Genomic DNA, 17,617 nt, shown 5'->3' on the forward strand with positions numbered 1-17,617 from the left:
AGACTTTTTCCAGATTTTTTCATCTTGAAATGTATTATTCTGTAATTTCAAGCAAATTTTCATCAACCAATTTCGCACCAAGTGTATTCTTAAAATGTCCAAGTGCAAAGGCATGATTCTCAGGCCAAATGGATGCTACTGCCGGTTTCACAACTTCTATCTTATAACCAAGATTATAAGCATCAATGGCTGTATGCAAGACACAAATATCTGTAAGAACTCCCGTCAAAATGACAGTATCCACTTTACGCTCTCTGAGACGGATATCCAAATCTGTCCCAGAAAATGCTGAATAGTGACGCTTGTCCATCCAGAAAACACGACTATCATCAGCATGTTCCTGATAGAAGTCGGCTAACTTGCCATACAAATTTCGTCCACTAGTCCCAATAATGTTATGTGACGGGAAGAGTTTACTTTCAGGATGAAAAACATCATTTTCTTCATGGGCATCGATTGTAAAAAAGATATAATCTCCACGTTCAAAAGCCTTTTGGGTCACCCCATATATATCATCAGATATTGCTTGAGCTGGAGCACCCGCAGTAAGTTTCCCATGATCCGCTACAAAATCTTCTGTATAATCAATAGAAATTAGTGCCTTAACCATTAATAGTTCCTCTTTTTCACTTCTTCAAAAATATCTGGGATTAGAACTTTGAGATAAGTTCCTTTCATACCAAGAGAACGACTTTCAATAATCCCTGCTGATTCGAGTTTACGAAGAGCATTGACAATCACCGAACGTGTAATACCGATACGATCTGCAATGATAGAAGCTGTCAATTGACCTTCATTACCATTTAGTTCTCCTAAAATAGCTGATACTGCTCGCAATTCAGAATAAGAAAGGGTATTAACTGCCATAGTGACTGCTGTACGACGACGAATATTTTTCTCGTCTTCTTCACGTTGGAAGTTCAACAATTGAATTCCAACTACAGTGCTTGCAATCTCAACAAGGATCAAGTCCTCTTCTTCAAATTTCTTGTCATTACGCCAAATAATCAAAGAACCCAAGCGGATACCAGAAACATGAATCGGAGCAATTGTTGTCAAACCATCTGGAAAATCTGAACGACTTTCAGTCGGAAAAATAGTCAAATCATGTTCTACTGGAAGGTTATACTCTGTATCATAAATCATGTTTGCTGCTTGAATATATTCATCAGGGAAAATTTTTGATTGGAAAAATTGCTCTACACGGTCATTATTGGTCTTGTAGCGCATAAAGTATCCCAAGAGGCGCCCTTTACTATTCAAAATGCAGGCATTGCAATCAATGATATCAGCCAATTGACGCGTGATTGCGTTGTAGGGAAGATCATCTTGTAATTTCTCCTCAGAACGCTTTAGGATCGATGTAATTTTTCTTGTTTTTTCTAATAAATGTACCATTTTTTACCTCGCATATAATCGCTTTCATTATATCACAAAATTCTGACTACTTCAACAATTATCTGAAAATTGTTTATTGAATTGCAATTCAAGTGTATTCGAAAATTTTTCCTATTTTTTATTATTTTCTTATTGACAGCTTCCTACATTTTTGATAAGATAATATTACAAGATAACAAATATATAAATATAATTTTCTCGTATTACTTTTCATATGACTCTCGGTCTCCTTATATATAAAAGCGATCCACCTCAGTGAACCGCTTTTTTTGTTATTTATCTCCTTTGTTACGAATAACAAAGCCTGTTTTCTTCTCACTTGAAGTATTGCGTGGTTTTTTATGATCCTTACGGTAACGCTTCTCTTTATCAAATCGATCCTTTGAACGTCCACCTTTTCGGTAGTCATCACGACGTCCATTGCCACGGCGTTCACTGTCTCTACGGTCGTCTCCACGACGGCCTCCTCGACCACCCTTACCTTTACCACCAAATCCACCACCAGATGGTTTAAATGGTAATGGTTTCTCACGCGCAATTTCAACTTCTGGAAGACTGTCAGGATCCTGAACCGTCAAGCTAAGGATATACATGGCCAATTCTTCTGGGCTGAATTCTGCAGCCAATTTACGAGCATCTTTTGCGAATTTCTCAAAGTTTCCACGAATGGTTTCGTCAGCAAAATCACGTTCAATCTTCTTAAGTGCAACCTGCTTCTTAGCTTGGAAGGCTTCTTCTGCACTTGCCGGCTTGAGACCTTTCATACGTTTCTTAGTCAAGTTCTCAATGATTTGTAGATAACCCATTTCATTAGGTGAAACGAAGGTAATAGACTGACCTGACTTACCTGCACGTCCTGTACGACCAATACGGTGAACATAACTCTCAGGGTCTTGTGGGATATCGTAGTTGTAGACATGAGTCACACCTGAAATATCCAAACCACGAGCAGCCACGTCTGTTGCAACTAAGACGTCAAGGTTGCCATTTTTAAAATCACGAAGGACACGAAGACGTTTGTTTTGGTCCAAATCTCCATGAATCCCTTCTGCACGGAAACCACGGATTTTAAGCCCACGAGTTAACTCGTCTACACGACGTTTGGTACGACCGAAGACAATAGACAACTCGGGTTGATCAACATCCATGAGACGAGTCATAGTATCAAATTTTTCTTGTTCTTTAACTCGGATATAGTATTGGTCAACCAATTCAGTTGTTAATTCCTTAGCAGCAATCTTCACATGCTCAGGTTCTTTCATGAACTGAACACCAATACGTTTGATGGCATCTGGCATAGTTGCTGAAAAGAGTAAGGTTTGACGATTTTCTGGGACACGAGAGATGATTGCTTCGATGTCTTCAAGGAAGCCCATGTTCAGCATTTCATCTGCTTCGTCAAGGATAAGAGTTTCAATGTCCTGTAGTTTCAAGGCCTTGCGTTTGATCAAGTCTAGGAGACGACCAGGCGTTCCAACTACGATATGAGCACCTGACTTAAGTGCCTTGATTTGTTTTTCGATACTTGAACCACCATAAACAGAACGGACTTTTACACCCTTGCTTCTACCAAAGCGGAAAAGTTCTTCCTGACTTTGTACAGCTAGTTCACGGGTTGGTGCAATGACCAAAGCTTGAATGGTTGCTTCTTCTGTACGAATTTTTTCAAGAGTTGGCAAGCCAAAGGCTGCAGTTTTCCCTGTACCTGTTTGAGCTTGTCCGATAACATCTTTTCCTTCAAGAGCCAAAGGAATGGTTTGCTCTTGGATAGGACTTGCTTCTACAAATCCTGCTTTTTCGATTTCTGCTAACAAATCCGCAGAAAGATTAAATTCATTAAATTTCACGTTATTCTTCTTTCTAAAGATGGTGCGAAGCCATCCTATAGCGCTTAGTTTATACTTTTCTTGTCATGACGTACTTTCATACCTTTTATGAAAGACCGTGTTGCTTCTTTTCCACTAAAGAAAAGTACTGCTTTTTTGCAACTTATCTAGTATAACATAAGACAGGGTCAAAAGATAGTCTAACCACCTGATTAAATCATGTAAACGATTTTTCTATCTTTTGAACTCGATTCATCAAAGCATTCTCGAGACTATTTTGTTTGGATATTTTTTCCCGTAGCAGATTTGTGCAAAAGTTTTTTTCTTGTGCTAGAATGAAAATCAAACAGGAGGATTTAAAAATGTTAACATACGATTTAATTGTCATTGGATTTGGTAAGGCAGGTAAGACGCTTGCTGCCAAACTAGCTTCAGCTGGTAAAAAAGTTGCCCTTATCGAGCGCAACAAGGCTATGTACGGTGGAACTTGTATCAACATCGGTTGTATCCCAACTAAAACCTTGTTAGTCGCTGCAGAAAAAGACTTGTCATTTGACGAGGTTATGGCTACAAAAAATACAGTTACTACACGTCTCAATGGTAAAAACTATGCTACTATTGCTGGTACAGGCGTTGATATCATTGATGCTGAAGCTCACTTTGTTTCTAATAAAGTCATCGAAATTCAAGCTGGTGATGAAAAACAAGAACTGACTGCTGAAACAATCGTAATCAACACTGGTGCTGTCTCAAATGTATTGCCGATTCCAGGTCTTACTACAAGTAAGAACGTCTTTGACTCAACAGGCATCCAAAACTTGGACAAATTGCCAGAAAAACTTGGTATCCTCGGTGGTGGAAATATCGGTCTTGAATTTGCTGGTCTCTACAACAAACTTGGAAGCAAGGTAACCGTCTTAGACGCTTTGGATACTTTCTTGCCTCGTGCTGAACCTTCTATCGCTGCTCTTGCTAAACAGTACATGGAAGAAGACGGAATTGAACTCCTTCAAAACATCCATACTACTGAAATCAAAAATGATGGCGACCAAGTCCTTGTCGTAACTGAAAAAGAAACCTATCGTTTCGATGCCCTTCTCTATGCAACAGGACGCAAACCAAATGTGGAACCACTTCAACTTGAAAACACAGACATTGAACTAACTGAGCGTGGTGCAATCAAGGTCGACAAACACTGCCAAACAAACGTTCCTGGTGTCTTTGCAGTTGGAGATGTCAATGGTGGACTTCAATTCACTTACATTTCACTCGATGACTTCCGTGTTGTCTACAGCTACCTTGCTGGTGATGGCAGCTACACTCTTGAGGACCGTCTCAATGTACCAAACACCATGTTTATCACACCTGCACTTTCACAAGTTGGTTTGACTGAAAGCCAAGCTGCTGAATTGAAACTTCCATACGCTGTTAAGGAAATCCCTGTCGCTGCTATGCCTCGTGGCCACGTAAACGGAGACCTTCGTGGAGCTTTCAAAGCAGTTGTCAACACTGAAACCAAAGAAATTCTCGGGGCAACTATCTTCTCTGAAGGTTCTCAAGAAATCATCAATATCATTACTGTTGCTATGGACAACAAGATCCCTTACACTTACTTCACAAAACAAATCTTCACTCACCCAACATTGGCTGAAAACTTGAATGACTTGTTTGCGATTTAATTATAGAAAGCAGTCCGATAGCGGGCTGTTTTTCTTTTTCTAAAATCTCAAATCTGTCTTTTCCAGCATTTATGATATAATAGAAACATGAAATTAAAAACTACTTTGGGCCTTCTTGCTGGGCGTTCTTCTCATTTTATTTTGAGTCGTCTTGGACGTGGAAGTACGCTCCCTGGAAAACTTGCCCTTCAATTTGATAAAGATATTTTACAAAATTTAGCAAAAAACTACGAGATTGTTGTGGTAACTGGTACCAATGGGAAAACCTTAACAACCGCTCTCACTGTCGGTATCCTAAAAGAAATTTATGGTCAAGTGTTAACCAATCCAAGTGGTGCCAACATGATTACAGGGATTACGACTACTTTCTTGGCTGCAAAATCTTCAAAAACTGGAAAAAATATTGCAGTTCTTGAAATCGACGAAGCTAGTCTCTCACATATCTGTGACTACATCCAGCCTAGTCTTTTCGTTATCACCAATATTTTCCGCGATCAAATGGACCGCTACGGTGAGATTTATACAACCTATAACATGATTTTGGACGCTATTCGAAAAGTTCCTACTGCTACTGTTCTGCTAAACGGTGATAGTCCGCTTTTCTACAAGCCTGCAATTCCAAATCCTGTTCAATATTTTGGTTTTGATTTAGAAAAAGGTCCAGCGCAACTTGCTCACTACAATACTGAAGGTATTCTCTGCCCTGAATGTCAAAGTATTCTGAAATACGAGCTCAACACTTATGCTAACTTGGGAGCTTATATCTGTGAAAATTGTGGATGCAAGCGTCCTGACTTGGACTACCGTCTGACAGAATTGGTTGAGTTGACTAACAATCGTTCTCGTTTTGTTATTGATGGTCAGGAATATGGTATTCAAATCGGTGGTCTCTACAACATCTACAATGCTCTTGCTGCAGTTGCTATCGCTCGTTACCTAGGCGCTGATTCTCAACTGATTAAACAAGGATTTGACAAGAGTCGTGCTGTCTTTGGACGACAAGAAACCTTCCATATCGGTGACAAGGAATGCACACTGGTTCTTATTAAAAACCCTGTTGGTGCTACCCAGGCCATCGAAATGATCAAACTAGCTCCTTATCCATTTAGTCTATCTGTTCTCCTCAATGCCAACTATGCAGACGGGATTGATACCAGCTGGATTTGGGATGCTGACTTTGAGCAAATTACGGATATGGACATTCCTGAAATCAATGCGGGTGGAGTTCGTCATTCTGAAATTGCTCGTCGTCTACGTGTTACTGGCTATCCAGCTGACAAGATCACTGAAATAAGTAGCCTGGAACAAGTTCTCAAAACGATCGAAGCTCAAGACTGCAAGCATGCCTATATCCTTGCGACTTATACGGCTATGCTAGAATTCCGAGAATTACTAGCCAATCGTCAGCTTGTTAGAAAGGAGATGAACTAATGGTTTATACTTCACTTTCCTCAAAAGACGGCAATTACCCTTACCAATTAAATATCGCCCACCTCTATGGGAATCTCATGAACACCTACGGAGATAATGGAAACATCCTCATGCTCAAGTACGTCGCTGAAAAGCTGGGTGCACATGTAACAATTGATATCGTTTCGCTTCATGATGATTTCGATGAACATCACTACGATATTGCCTTTTTCGGTGGTGGCCAAGACTTTGAACAAAGTATCATTGCTGGTGATTTGCCTGCTAAAAAAGAAAGTATCGATAACTTTATCCAAAATGACGGTGTTGTCCTTGCTATCTGCGGTGGTTTCCAACTATTGGGTCAGTATTATATTGAAGCTTCTGGAAGACGCATTGAAGGCTTGGGTGTCATGGGACATTACACACTCAACCAAACCAATAACCGATTCATTGGTGACATTAAAATTCATAACGAAGAATTCGATGAAACCTACTATGGTTTTGAAAATCACCAAGGCCGCACCTTCCTCTCAGATGACCAAAAACCACTGGGGCAGGTCGTATACGGAAACGGAAATAATGAAGAGAAAATCGGTGAAGGTGTTCACTATAAAAATGTCTTTGGTTCTTATTTCCACGGGCCTATTTTATCTCGTAACGCCAACCTAGCCTATCGCTTGGTCACTACTGCTCTTAAGAAAAAATATGGTCAGGACATCGACCTTCCAGCTTATGAGGATATCCTTAGCCAAGAAGTTGCTGAAGAATACAGCGATGTTAAAAGCAAGGCAGACTTCAACTAATACTTAGATTCCAACATGCTATTAGCTGTTGGAATTTTTTTAAGTTCTTTTCCCCTTCTCCCTTGCATTTTCTCCTAATTTTTGCAAAAATAGAGGGGTAGAAAGAAGGTAGCATATGTCTAAATTACAACAAATTTTAACTTATCTTGAATCAGAAAAGCTAGACGTCGCTGTCGTATCTGACCCCGTCACAATTAATTACCTCACTGGCTTTTACAGTGATCCACACGAACGTCAAATGTTCCTCTTTGTCCTTGCAGATCAGGAACCACTTCTCTTCGTTCCAGCCCTTGAGGTTGAGCGTGCAACTAGCACTGTCTCATTCCCAGTAGTTGGCTACGTGGACTCTGAAAACCCTTGGAAGAAAATCCAAAACGCCTTGCCACAGCTTGATTTCAAACGTGTAGCAGTTGAGTTTGACAATCTCATCTTGACTAAATACCACGGTTTGAAAACTGTCTTTGAAAGTGCTGAGTTTGAGAACTTGACTCCATTGATCCAACGCATGCGCTTAATCAAATCAGCAGATGAAGTGCAAAAAATGATGGTTGCAGGTGTTTACGCCGACAAATCTGTCAAAGTTGGTTTTGACAATATCTCTCTTGACAATACTGAAACAGATATCATTGCGCAAATCGATTTTGCTATGAAACGTGAAGGCTATGAAATGAGCTTCGACACCATGGTTTTGACTGGTGATAATGCTGCGAATCCACATGGTATCCCTGGAGCTAACAAGGTTGAAAAAGATGCCCTTCTCCTCTTTGACCTCGGTGTGATGGTTAATGGTTATGCATCAGATATGACTCGTACAGTCGCTGTTGGTAAACCTGACCAGTTCAAGAAAGATATTTACAACTTGACTCTGGAAGCCCAACAAGCTGCCCTTGACTTTATCAAACCTGGTGTGACAGCTCATGAAGTAGACCGTGCGGCTCGTGAAGTAATCGAAAAAGCTGGCTACGGTGAGTACTTCAACCACCGTCTCGGTCATGGTATCGGTATGGATGTCCACGAATTCCCTTCAATCATGGAAGGAAACGACATGGTTATCGAAGAAGGTATGTGTTTCTCAGTTGAACCTGGTATCTACATCCCTGGTAAAGTCGGTGTCCGTATCGAAGACTGCGGTGTTGTTACCAAAGATGGTTTCAATCTGTTTACAAGCACCAGCAAAGATTTGCTTTATTTTGATTAAAAAGTATATTATAAAAAATAAGATGGAAAAGATTAACTTTCCATCTTATTTTTTGATTTGATAATAAATTTTATCAGCGATATAACCTTTTCGTTCAACCGCATTTGGAATCGTCTTCCAAAAAGTCATACCCACCTTTTCCATCACACGACCAGATGCTGGGTTTAAACTTGCATAGCAAGCATCAACCTCTTCAAATCCAATCTCATCTAGACAGTATGATAAAACTGCCTTCAAGGCTTCTGTCATGAGTCCTCGTCCCCAGTAGTCCATCCCTAAGATATATCCAATCTCACAGCTAGAGTTTTCTTCATCCACACTGACCAGACTAATATCTCCAATGACAAAATTTGGATTTTCTTTGAGACAAATGGCCCATTTGTAATAGTTAGGATTGTCGTAGGATGCTACCCAATTGCCAATAGAGTTTCGAGTCTGTTCGACATTCAGGTGTGGATTCCAAGTCACATAAGTCAGATTTTCTGAGCGTGAAGCCCAATTATCAAACATGGCTTCAGCATCACCTTCCACAAATCTCCTCAAGATCAATCGTTCAGTTTCTATAGTTTGTGTACCTAGTGGTTTCATAATCGTAACTCGCTTTCTATTTTATGGATGGGCTCAAACTTACATTAACCTATCTCAGTCTCCTATTTAAAGTTATAAAGCGAAAAAGGTCCTCCGGACCTTATTCGCTATTGTATTTTCAGGCTCGGGGAAAAAAAGTCCCCCGGAGATAATTCTTGCTTTCTAATTTCAAGGCAAGAAGGTAAAAACCTCCCCCAGAGGTTTTTACTTCCAAAACGTATCAAACACTGTGATTGGTAGGTGGCGTTTGTGTTGGCCTTTGTGCCACCATTTTTCAATGGTTGCTTGGGCTTCTTGGCTGATTTGTTTACCTTCCAGGTAGTCATCAATCTCTGCGTAAGTTACACCGAGTGCAACTTCATCTGCCAATCCTGGTTTCTCTTCTTCTAGATCAGCAATCGGTACTTTTTCATAGAGAGCAGGATCAGCTCCCAGCTCCTTCAATAGTTGTTTTCCTTGACGTTTATTGAGGCGATAGAGAGGAAGAATATCTGCACCGCCGTCACCAAACTTGGTAAAGAAACCTGTGACATTTTCTGCAGCATGGTCAGTACCAATAACTGCTCCACTATGAGCTCCTGCGAGTGCATATTGGGCAATCATCCGGCTTCTAGCCTTGATATTCCCTTTATTAAAGTCTGACATTGGACTACCAGTAGCCTCTACTGCCGCTGCCATAGCATCTACAGAATCCTTGATATTGACCACCAAACTCACATCTGGCTGGATAAAGGCTAGGGCTTTTTGGGCATCATCCTCATCTGCTTGAATTCCATAAGGCAGGCGAACTGCTATAAATCTATACGAATCATCACCGGTTTCAGCTCGCATTTCTTCCATGGCTAGTTGGGCAAGGCGACCAGCTAAAGTCGAGTCTTGACCACCAGAAATTCCTAATACAAAACTTTTAAGGAAAGGATGTTTTTTAAGGTATTTTTTCAAAAAGTCAATGGAACGACGGATTTCTTCTCGGGCATCAATGACAGGTTTAACCCCTAATTGTTGGATAATGGTCTCTTGCAAACTCATTCTTCTTCTCCTTCGCCCAGAGCTTCCTTACGCATCTTATCAATCAAGTCCATCTTATCTTGCCAAATATCATGCGCTAAGTCTACTGGATAATGTTGTGGGTTAAGAACACGTTTGTATTCATCCCAAAGCTTATCAAATTCCTTGCGAGCATAGGCCTGAATTTCAGGAAGACTTGGTAAATCATAGACTAGCTTACCTTCCTTAAAAATGTCTACCAAAAGAGGAACGGCATCAAAATTGCGGACAGTTTTCTTGATGTAAGTATAGGTTGGGTGGAACATCTTGAGTTCAGTCATACTTGACACATCAACGCCGTCATAGGTAATATAATCACCTTCAGATTTTCCTTTTTCACGACTGGTAATGCGCCAAACTTGTTTCTTACCTGGAGTTGAAACTTTTTCAGCATTGCTAGAGAGTTTGATAGTATTGCGCATCTGACCATTTTCATCTTCAATGGCAACAACCTTATAAACTGCTCCTAGAGCTGGTTGGTCATAGGCTGTAATGAGCTTAGTCCCGACACCCCAAACATCAATCTTAGCTTTTTGCATTTTGAGGTTAAGGATGGTATTTTCATCAAGGTCATTGGATGCATAAATCTTAGCATCAGTAAATCCTGCCTCGTCCAGTTGTTGACGAACCTTTTTAGAAATATAGGCGATATCACCAGAGTCAATACGAACACCAAGGAAATTAATCTTGTCACCGAGTTCACGCGCAACCTGAATGGCTGCTGGAACACCGATGCGAAGGGTGTCATAGGTATCCACTAGGAAGACACAGTTTTTGTGAGTTGAGGCATAAGCCTTGAAAGCCTGATAGTCATTCCCATAGACTTGAACCAAGGCATGGGCGTGAGTCCCTAAAACCGGAATTCCAAAGAGCTTACCTGCACGTACATTACTAGTTCCATTGGCACCACCAATGACAGCGGCACGAGTTCCCCAGATAGCTGCATCCATCTCTTGCGCACGACGTGTACCGAACTCCATCAAAGGCTCATCTTCAATGACCGAGCGAATACGAGCAGCCTTGGTCGCAATCAAGGTTTGAAAATTAACAATATTCAAAAGAGCTGTTTCAACCAATTGACACTGCGCTAAAGGTCCTTCCACTTGAACAATCGGTTCATTAGCAAATACTAAGTCCCCTTCTTGAGCAGAACGCACCGTCAACTCTAACTTGAGATTACGGAGATATTCCAGGAAGGCACCATGATAACCAAGTGACTCCAAATAAGCTATATCGCTATCAGAAAAGCGCAGGTTTTCTAGGTAGTTCACAATGCGTTCCAAACCTGCAAAAACAGCATAACCATTTTTAAACGGTTGTTGGCGGAAATAAACTTCAAAAACTGCTTTCTTGTTATGAATTCCTTGGTCGAAGTAAACCTGCATCATGTTAATCTGATACAAATCTGTGTGCAATGTTAAACTGTCATCTGGGTACATATACTGTCCTTCTTCCTTATTTGTAAAAAGAAGAAAATATTTCTTCTTTTCTCATAAATTAGTACTATTATAACACATTTTACCAAGATGGAGAAAAAGCTAACAAGCTATTCCATGCTCTCGAGCTCATCCATATCTTTTTCATACTTCTTCTGAGCCCATTCACCATAACTTTTCAAACCTAAGTTACCAATAAAGACCCAAGGAAGATAAAAGATATAGGTAAATACCCAAGCAAAAATGTATTTAAGATGTAGAGGGTTATGCTGATATATTTCGATATTGAACTGGTAGTTCTGTAGCATCAAGGTAGCTGTAATCACTAGAGTTAATAACAGACATCCTAAAATTGTAAAATGAAAACGACTATAGTAAGTCACACCTAGACTTCTAGCACGATTGATAAAGTAAAAAGTCCCTATGATAATAATAACGAGAAGCATACTTGGATTAAAAAGGCTTGGTGCTAACACTGCTATGAAATAAGTTAGAAACAATAATCCGATAGAAATATAAAAACTCTCTGCACTAGCTTTATTCATCAGTTGTTCTTCTCTTTCGTCTAGTAATTGATAATAAAAAAATCTATTTTTCATCTTCTTCCTCCCAAAATAATTGATCCAACGTTTTCCCTAAGCATCTACAAATGGATTGGCAAAGTGAAAGCGAAGGATTGTACTTTCCAGCTTCTATCAAACCGATAGTCTGCCTAGTGACACCCACAGCTTCTGCCAAATCACCTTGTGTCATATCAAGCTCCACTCGAGCTAACTTTAATTTTAAATTCTTAGCCACTTGTTACCTCCTCCTTAATTTTAAAAGTCGCGCTTCTTTTTTCAACTTTATTATATCATATATTTTACATTGTGCAATATATATCTGTCATTTTGTGAGATTTTTTTTTCAAAAAACTCTCTACCACTTACATGATAGAGAGTTCTCTGTTTACAAATCTTTTTGATAATAGTGCCTTTGTCCAGTGTAGGGATAGTCTTTTAAGGTAAAGACTTCCTTGTAGCCCTGCTTTTGATAAAAGGCTGGCGCTTGAAACTGATAGGTATTCACAAAAGCAAAGCGACAGTTTCTCTTTTTAGCTTCACTTTCTGCTTGGTGCAATAGTTGGGATCCGATTCCTTGTCCTCGCAAGTCCTCCTTCACAAACAAATACTCAATTTCTAACCAATTCCCGAAAGTCTCTGCTACTAAGCCAGCCATGATTTCACCATATTCATCTTCGACATAAAGGTTTAGTGGCTCACTTTCAGCAACTTCTCTTTTGGAACGATTATAGGAGCGAATCAAGTCTCCTATAATTTGCGATTTCTGAGACTCTGTATTTTCCAATCTTACCTGCATCCAAACCTCCTCGAAGATACTTATAGCTTGATTATAGTCTTATTACCAAGAGCTGTCAAACTAGAAAGCTCATCAACCAGAGTTGATGAGCTTATAACTTATTTTCTAAATTTCCATTGGCTATAAATACCAAAAGCAACAATCCAGATAGCTGAACCTCTGGCTCCCATTACAGTTGATTCTTGTAAAAAGAGAGTTCCGAATACAAAGATGAAGAAGAGCATAGTCAGAGGATTTAGCAAGCGATATTGGGGCATGAGATAGCCATCTGCCATAAAGTCCTTTGACTTGCGATACTTAAGATGGGCCACCATGATCAAGATGTAGATGGCGATATAAACACCTGATGAAGAAGCTGTAATCAAAGCAAAGGCATCTGATACGCCAGGAAGTACATTGATAAAGGCTGCAAAACCAATCAATACCGCAGAAGCAATGATAGCATTCTGAGGAACATTGTGGCGTGAAAGTGTATCTGCCTTAATAGCTTTCAAGAAACGATTTGGTGAATCATGGGCAATTTGGTACAAGTGACGACCTGTTGAGTAAAGGGTTGAATTCAAGGCTGACGCAGCAGAAGTCAAGACAACAAAGTTAATCAAGGCCGCCGCCCACTTAAGACCAACAAGTTCAAATACCGTTACAAATGGTGAATCCGTCGCAGAAAGCTCACGCCAAGGAATAATAGACATGATTGCAAGCAAAGCCCCACCATAGAAGAAGATAATTCGCAATGGAATTTCCTTAACCGCCTTAGGCAAGACTTTCCGAGGATCCTTAGTTTCAGATGTGGTTACACCGATAAATTCAATCATCAAGTAAGCAAAGAAAACCATTTGAAAGGCCATGACAAAGTTCATTCCTCCATTTGGGAAAAGGGAGAATTGCTCACTGATATTGACAAGGCTTGCTGATCCATAAGGAGTTTCAAAGCCGGTCAAGACCATAAAAATACCCGTCGCAATCATGGCAAGAATAGCTATAATTTTAATCATAGCAAACCAAAATTCCACTTCACCAAATATTTTAACTGCAATCAGATTGACCAATCCTAAAATTGTTAAAAAGACAACCTGAATCAACCAAGATGGCCAAGACGGAAACCAAAACTGAACATAGTGAGCGATTGCTGTAATCTCAGCCATACCAATAAAGACTACCGATAACCAATAAGACCAAACCGAGAAATATCCCCAGCCCTTTCCAAGATAGCGTGTAATAAAATTGATAAAGGTGTGTTGCTCTGGGTCCTGGTACAACATTTCTCCAATAGCACGCATCATGAGATACATAAAGCCACCCGTAATCATATATACCAAGACAATCGAAGGTCCAGTTAAACTGATAGACCGACCAGCTCCCAAAAATAGTCCAGTCCCGATTGTTCCCGCAATGGCCATAACCTGAACGTGGCGGTTTGTTAATCCACGCTCCATCTTAGTTTTCTTTTTATGTTTATTTTCTGAATTCATCTAGTCTCCTCAAGTTTTTAAAATGAAGAAAAGGAGTGATGGAAGCATTTTCCCTATATCTACTCCTTCTTCTCTATCCTATTAAACTGTTTTTTCAACTTTTAAAATCTTAACATCATAGCTTCCAGCAGGTGTTTCGATTGTAGCAATATCACCTGTTTTCTTACCAATCAAGGCTTGACCAATTGGGCTTTCATTTGATACTTTACCTGCAAAAGCGTCTGCACCAGCTGAACCAACGATAATGTATACTTCCTCTTCGTCTTCTCCAACTTCTTGGATGGTTACAGTTTTTCCAATGGCAACTTCATCTTGAGCGACTGCATCGCTATTAACGATTTCTGCATAACGGATTTTTGTTTCCAAGCTTGATATTTGTCCTTCAACAAAGGCTTGTTCATCCTTAGCTGCTTCATACTCACTATTTTCTGACAAATCACCGTATGAACGAGCAATCTTGATACGTTCTACGACTTCTGGACGACGTACTAATTTTAATTCTTCTAATTCTTTTTCGAGTTTTTCCTTTTCTTCCAATGTCATTGGATAAGTTTTTTCTACCATTTTTCTCAACTTTCTTTTGATTGTTTCAATATAATTTACTTTCTTAAAGCAAAATTATGTGGAAAACCACATAATTTTAGTTTGTGCTATTTGATTGGTTTAGTTTACTATTAATATGTTCTTGAACATTTCGATCATGTTCTTCCAGTGTTGTTGAATAGTAAACCTTACCATCTTGAACATTGGCCACAAAGTAGAGATAGTCACTCTTTGTTTGATTGATACTTGATTCGATAGCATCCAAGCTAGGGCTGTCAACTGGTCCAGGCATTAAGCCAAGGTTTGTATAAACATTATATGGGGAATTGATTGTTGTATCAATACCTGCATCATCAGCAAGACTGATATTTTGACCAAGTTTACCTTCTGCGTAAAGGATGGCAATATTACTTTGAAGTGGCATACCCTGGTTCAAACGATTATAGAATACACCAGCAATCAACTTACGGTCCTCTGTTTTTGCTCCTTCTTTCTCAACAAGAGAGGCAATTGTTAAGAGTTCATTCACTGTTAAGTTCTTTTCTTTGATTGTAGCATAGTGACTAGATAGGTTTTTATCCATTGCAGCTAGCATTTCATCAATTAAACTTTCAACAGTTGTACTTTCTTTGATTGTAAAAGTCGCAGGGAAAAGATAACCTTCTAAACGGTAACGAACACCACTATCTTTGGCTGGCAAGCTTGCAAGCAGGTTTGGATATTTGGAAACCTCTTGAGCAATAAAGGTCTCATCTTGAACTTTAGCCAAGAATGCTTCCGCTGTCAAAGGTTCCTTAAAGTTACCTTGAAGTTGCCCAATAGTTTGAGCAATTTGCTCTAAAGTATATCCCTCTGGAATAGTCAAGCTTGCAAGTGTAACCTCTTGAGGTTCAGGTGTACCGCCTTTTTGCAACTCTTTAATGATATCTTCAACGCTCATACTCTTTTGAAGATTATAATAACCAGATTTTAATTCATTATAGTTTTTATACTTGACATAAAGTGTAAAGATCAAACCGTTTTTAATGACACCAGATTTTTCCAACGTTGAACCAATTTCTTGAGCATTAGATCCATCTGGAATCTGAACAGTCATATATTGTTTAGAACTTGGATCCACTGGTTGCAAGGCTGATTCAGCATAGCGAAGTCCAAAGAAACCACCAGCACCAAGTAGGATCAGCAATACCAATACTGTGACTAAAAATCCTTTCAAGTGGGATTTTTTCTTTTTCTTAGCTGGTTTCGCAGACTCTCTCCGACTTCTTCTAGGAAGGTCTGCTTCTTCAGTAGCTTCTTGACTTGTCAATTCTTCCTTGTGTGACGCAAGGTTTACTGTTTCTTTTTCTGGAACAGTATCGAATGCACGATAAGAAACTGAAACTCTAGTTGGAATTGAATTATTTTCTTCTTTTTCCGGAATTGATTGAGATGACTCAACTACTTCCTCTTGTACTGCTTCTGGAATTTCTTCTTGTACTTCCTCTGCAGCTTCTTCTGGAACTTCTTCTACAAGAACAGGACGCTCAGGAACAGTTGGGGCATTATCAATCAATTGATCAACAGCTGCAACTGATTTTGCAATCAACTCCTCTTCCGAAATACTTGGTTCCTTTTTTTCTGAAGTTGCTTCAGAAGATTTTGCTAAAGTTGAAAAAAAATCATCCGTTTGTTCAACTTCATTTGCCTCTTTTTTTAGTCGTTCTAAATCTCGCAAAATTTGCTCTTTAAAACTCAACTTTTCTTCATTTGAATTTTCGCTCAAAGGTATTTACCTCCTTGTTGATAATCCTTAATATTATATCTTAAAAACTAAAGAAAAGCAACCTTAGAAGCCTTTCTACTCACTAATTCTTGTTTTCCCAGACCATATCATACCATTCTTCTCCTGCAAATTGGGACTTAGACTTTCCTTCATTGACAAAACCATGCTTCTCATAGTATTCAATAAGGTAGTCATGACAGGTCAGATTGATCCCCTCTCGTTCGTGCTTAAGAGCCACTTCTTTCAATGCGGTCAGGAGTTTTTTCCCTAGTCCTAGAGATTGAGCTTTTTTTGCTATCGAAAGACAAGTCACAGATATATAACCACCTTCCTTATGACTGTGGTCTTTTATTTCTTCAGTGAAAGACTGATCTTGTAAATAACGATGAGGGATTACCGGACCTTCGATATAACCAAGTATCTCCCCCTCTTTTTCAGCCACTAGAAAGCTCGTTTTTATTTCCTTTAAATGTGCTTCAAAGACAGATCGAGGTATGGCTTCTTCAATAGAAAAATTCTCTAATTCAATCTCTAAAATACGGTCTAAATCACTCAGTCTAGCTTGTCGAATAATCATAGTTCCTCCTGATAAAAGGGATTCTTCCAGCACATGAGAAAATTAACTTCATTTCCGACTCCCAGATCTACTATTCCTTGCTCTATATATTCATTCATCTCAAAATAAGACAGCAATTCATCTTTACAGACCAGATAAATAGCTGGACTATTTTTCTGAAGAGCAACTTGTTTCATGGCTGCGAGCAACAAGGTTCCAAATCCTTGCCCTTGATAATTCGGATGAACAGATAAAGCATCAATAACAAGATTTCCATTACTAATAGCTTCTCCATCTGCCATCTCTGCTATCCATCTACTTACTGAGGACGTAGCAAAATCTGTCGCTAAAATATAAGCAATCACCTGATCATCTAAACTAGCTAAGAGAAACGTATCCGCAAAATTACGGATACGTTCTTCTATTATTTCTCTATTAAATGTTTCTTGGAAGTTTTGAGTACTCTCCTGTATCAAGCAAATCTGCTCGATATCAGATTGCTGAACTTCCCTTATTTTTATTGGAAATTCCATGGTG

General features: G+C 39.4%; 18 protein-coding genes. 4 read left to right on the forward strand and 14 right to left on the reverse strand.

Translation table 11 applies throughout. The annotated features are described in order from the left end of the window. Window positions 1–34: 34 nt before the first annotated feature. The 3 genes from LG369_RS05415 to LG369_RS05425 all read right to left on the reverse strand — a co-directional run bounded on the left by LG369_RS05415 (window position 35) and on the right by LG369_RS05425 (window position 3,245). Entirely contained in the window at window positions 35–610 is a 576-nt protein-coding gene (locus LG369_RS05415) for a cysteine hydrolase family protein (RefSeq protein ID WP_225750526.1), read from the reverse strand. After that, window positions 610–1,398 (reverse strand): GTP-sensing pleiotropic transcriptional regulator CodY, encoded by a 789-nt coding sequence (gene codY, locus LG369_RS05420; protein WP_225750527.1) that lies wholly within the window; start codon window positions 1,396–1,398, stop codon window positions 610–612. The genes LG369_RS05415 and codY overlap by 1 nt, the downstream gene beginning before the upstream one ends. A gap of 272 nt (window positions 1,399–1,670) precedes the next feature. Next, on the reverse strand, window positions 1,671–3,245 hold the full coding sequence (locus LG369_RS05425; RefSeq protein ID WP_225750528.1) for a DEAD/DEAH box helicase: 1,575 nt from the start codon (window positions 3,243–3,245) through the stop codon (window positions 1,671–1,673). A 341-nt stretch (window positions 3,246–3,586) separates the two neighbouring features. On the opposite strand from LG369_RS05425, the gene LG369_RS05430 reads away from it, so the two are divergent. The 4 genes from LG369_RS05430 (at window position 3,587) to LG369_RS05445 (ending at window position 8,314) form a co-directional block, all read left to right on the forward strand. Further along, on the forward strand, window positions 3,587–4,903 hold the full coding sequence (locus tag LG369_RS05430) for an FAD-containing oxidoreductase (protein WP_225750529.1): 1,317 nt from the start codon (window positions 3,587–3,589) through the stop codon (window positions 4,901–4,903). Window positions 4,904–4,990: 87 nt separating this feature from the next. Then, a complete protein-coding gene (gene murT, locus LG369_RS05435) occupies window positions 4,991–6,334 on the forward strand; it encodes a lipid II isoglutaminyl synthase subunit MurT (RefSeq protein ID WP_225750530.1) in 1,344 nt (447 codons plus the stop codon). Beyond that, the gene (gene gatD / locus LG369_RS05440; RefSeq protein ID WP_225750531.1) at window positions 6,334–7,116 is read left to right on the forward strand and encodes a lipid II isoglutaminyl synthase subunit GatD; all 783 of its coding nucleotides are present in this window, start codon (window positions 6,334–6,336) and stop codon (window positions 7,114–7,116) included. Before murT ends, gatD begins: the two co-directional genes overlap by 1 nt. A gap of 115 nt (window positions 7,117–7,231) precedes the next feature. Then, window positions 7,232–8,314 carry a M24 family metallopeptidase gene (locus LG369_RS05445; protein WP_225750532.1) on the forward strand — a complete coding sequence of 361 codons (1,083 nt, stop codon included), beginning with the start codon at window positions 7,232–7,234 and terminating at the stop codon, window positions 8,312–8,314. Window positions 8,315–8,359: 45 nt separating this feature from the next. Here the strand turns inward: LG369_RS05445 and LG369_RS05450 are convergent, their stop codons facing one another. From LG369_RS05450 to LG369_RS05500, 11 genes are all read right to left on the reverse strand, one after another. Further along, on the reverse strand, window positions 8,360–8,902 hold the full coding sequence (locus LG369_RS05450) for a GNAT family N-acetyltransferase (protein ID WP_225750533.1): 543 nt from the start codon (window positions 8,900–8,902) through the stop codon (window positions 8,360–8,362). 204 nt (window positions 8,903–9,106) lie between these two features. Next, a complete protein-coding gene (gene nadE, locus LG369_RS05455) occupies window positions 9,107–9,931 on the reverse strand; it encodes an ammonia-dependent NAD(+) synthetase (RefSeq protein ID WP_225750534.1) in 825 nt (274 codons plus the stop codon). Then, window positions 9,928–11,388, reverse strand: a complete 1,461-nt coding sequence (locus LG369_RS05460) for a nicotinate phosphoribosyltransferase (RefSeq protein ID WP_225750535.1) — start codon at window positions 11,386–11,388, stop codon at window positions 9,928–9,930. The genes nadE and LG369_RS05460 overlap by 4 nt, the downstream gene beginning before the upstream one ends. A gap of 107 nt (window positions 11,389–11,495) precedes the next feature. Continuing rightward, window positions 11,496–11,984 (reverse strand): DUF6773 family protein, encoded by a 489-nt coding sequence (locus LG369_RS05465; RefSeq protein WP_225750536.1) that lies wholly within the window; start codon window positions 11,982–11,984, stop codon window positions 11,496–11,498. Further along, window positions 11,974–12,183, reverse strand: coding sequence for a helix-turn-helix transcriptional regulator (locus LG369_RS05470; protein WP_001107501.1), 210 nt, complete (start codon window positions 12,181–12,183; stop codon window positions 11,974–11,976). Before LG369_RS05470 ends, LG369_RS05465 begins: the two co-directional genes overlap by 11 nt. 150 nt (window positions 12,184–12,333) lie before the next feature. After that, complete coding sequence (locus tag LG369_RS05475; protein ID WP_225750537.1) at window positions 12,334–12,744, reverse strand: GNAT family N-acetyltransferase; 411 nt, start codon at window positions 12,742–12,744, stop codon at window positions 12,334–12,336. Window positions 12,745–12,842: 98 nt separating this feature from the next. Further along, the gene (locus tag LG369_RS05480; RefSeq protein WP_225750538.1) at window positions 12,843–14,216 is read right to left on the reverse strand and encodes an amino acid permease; all 1,374 of its coding nucleotides are present in this window, start codon (window positions 14,214–14,216) and stop codon (window positions 12,843–12,845) included. An 81-nt stretch (window positions 14,217–14,297) separates the two neighbouring features. Beyond that, on the reverse strand, window positions 14,298–14,780 hold the full coding sequence (greA, locus tag LG369_RS05485) for a transcription elongation factor GreA (protein WP_004252406.1): 483 nt from the start codon (window positions 14,778–14,780) through the stop codon (window positions 14,298–14,300). Window positions 14,781–14,856: 76 nt separating this feature from the next. Continuing rightward, window positions 14,857–16,530: an endolytic transglycosylase MltG gene (gene mltG, locus LG369_RS05490; protein ID WP_413252027.1), complete on the reverse strand. Its 1,674-nt coding sequence runs from the start codon at window positions 16,528–16,530 to the stop codon at window positions 14,857–14,859. A 76-nt stretch (window positions 16,531–16,606) separates the two neighbouring features. Beyond that, window positions 16,607–17,101, reverse strand: a complete 495-nt coding sequence (locus tag LG369_RS05495) for a GNAT family N-acetyltransferase (protein WP_024053528.1) — start codon at window positions 17,099–17,101, stop codon at window positions 16,607–16,609. Beyond that, window positions 17,098–17,613: a GNAT family N-acetyltransferase gene (locus tag LG369_RS05500; protein ID WP_225750540.1), complete on the reverse strand. Its 516-nt coding sequence runs from the start codon at window positions 17,611–17,613 to the stop codon at window positions 17,098–17,100. Before LG369_RS05500 ends, LG369_RS05495 begins: the two co-directional genes overlap by 4 nt. Window positions 17,614–17,617 lie beyond the last annotated feature (4 nt).

This window comes from Streptococcus sp. Marseille-Q4154 (assembly GCF_916700545.1).
Classification (GTDB): domain Bacteria; phylum Bacillota; class Bacilli; order Lactobacillales; family Streptococcaceae; genus Streptococcus; species Streptococcus infantis_I.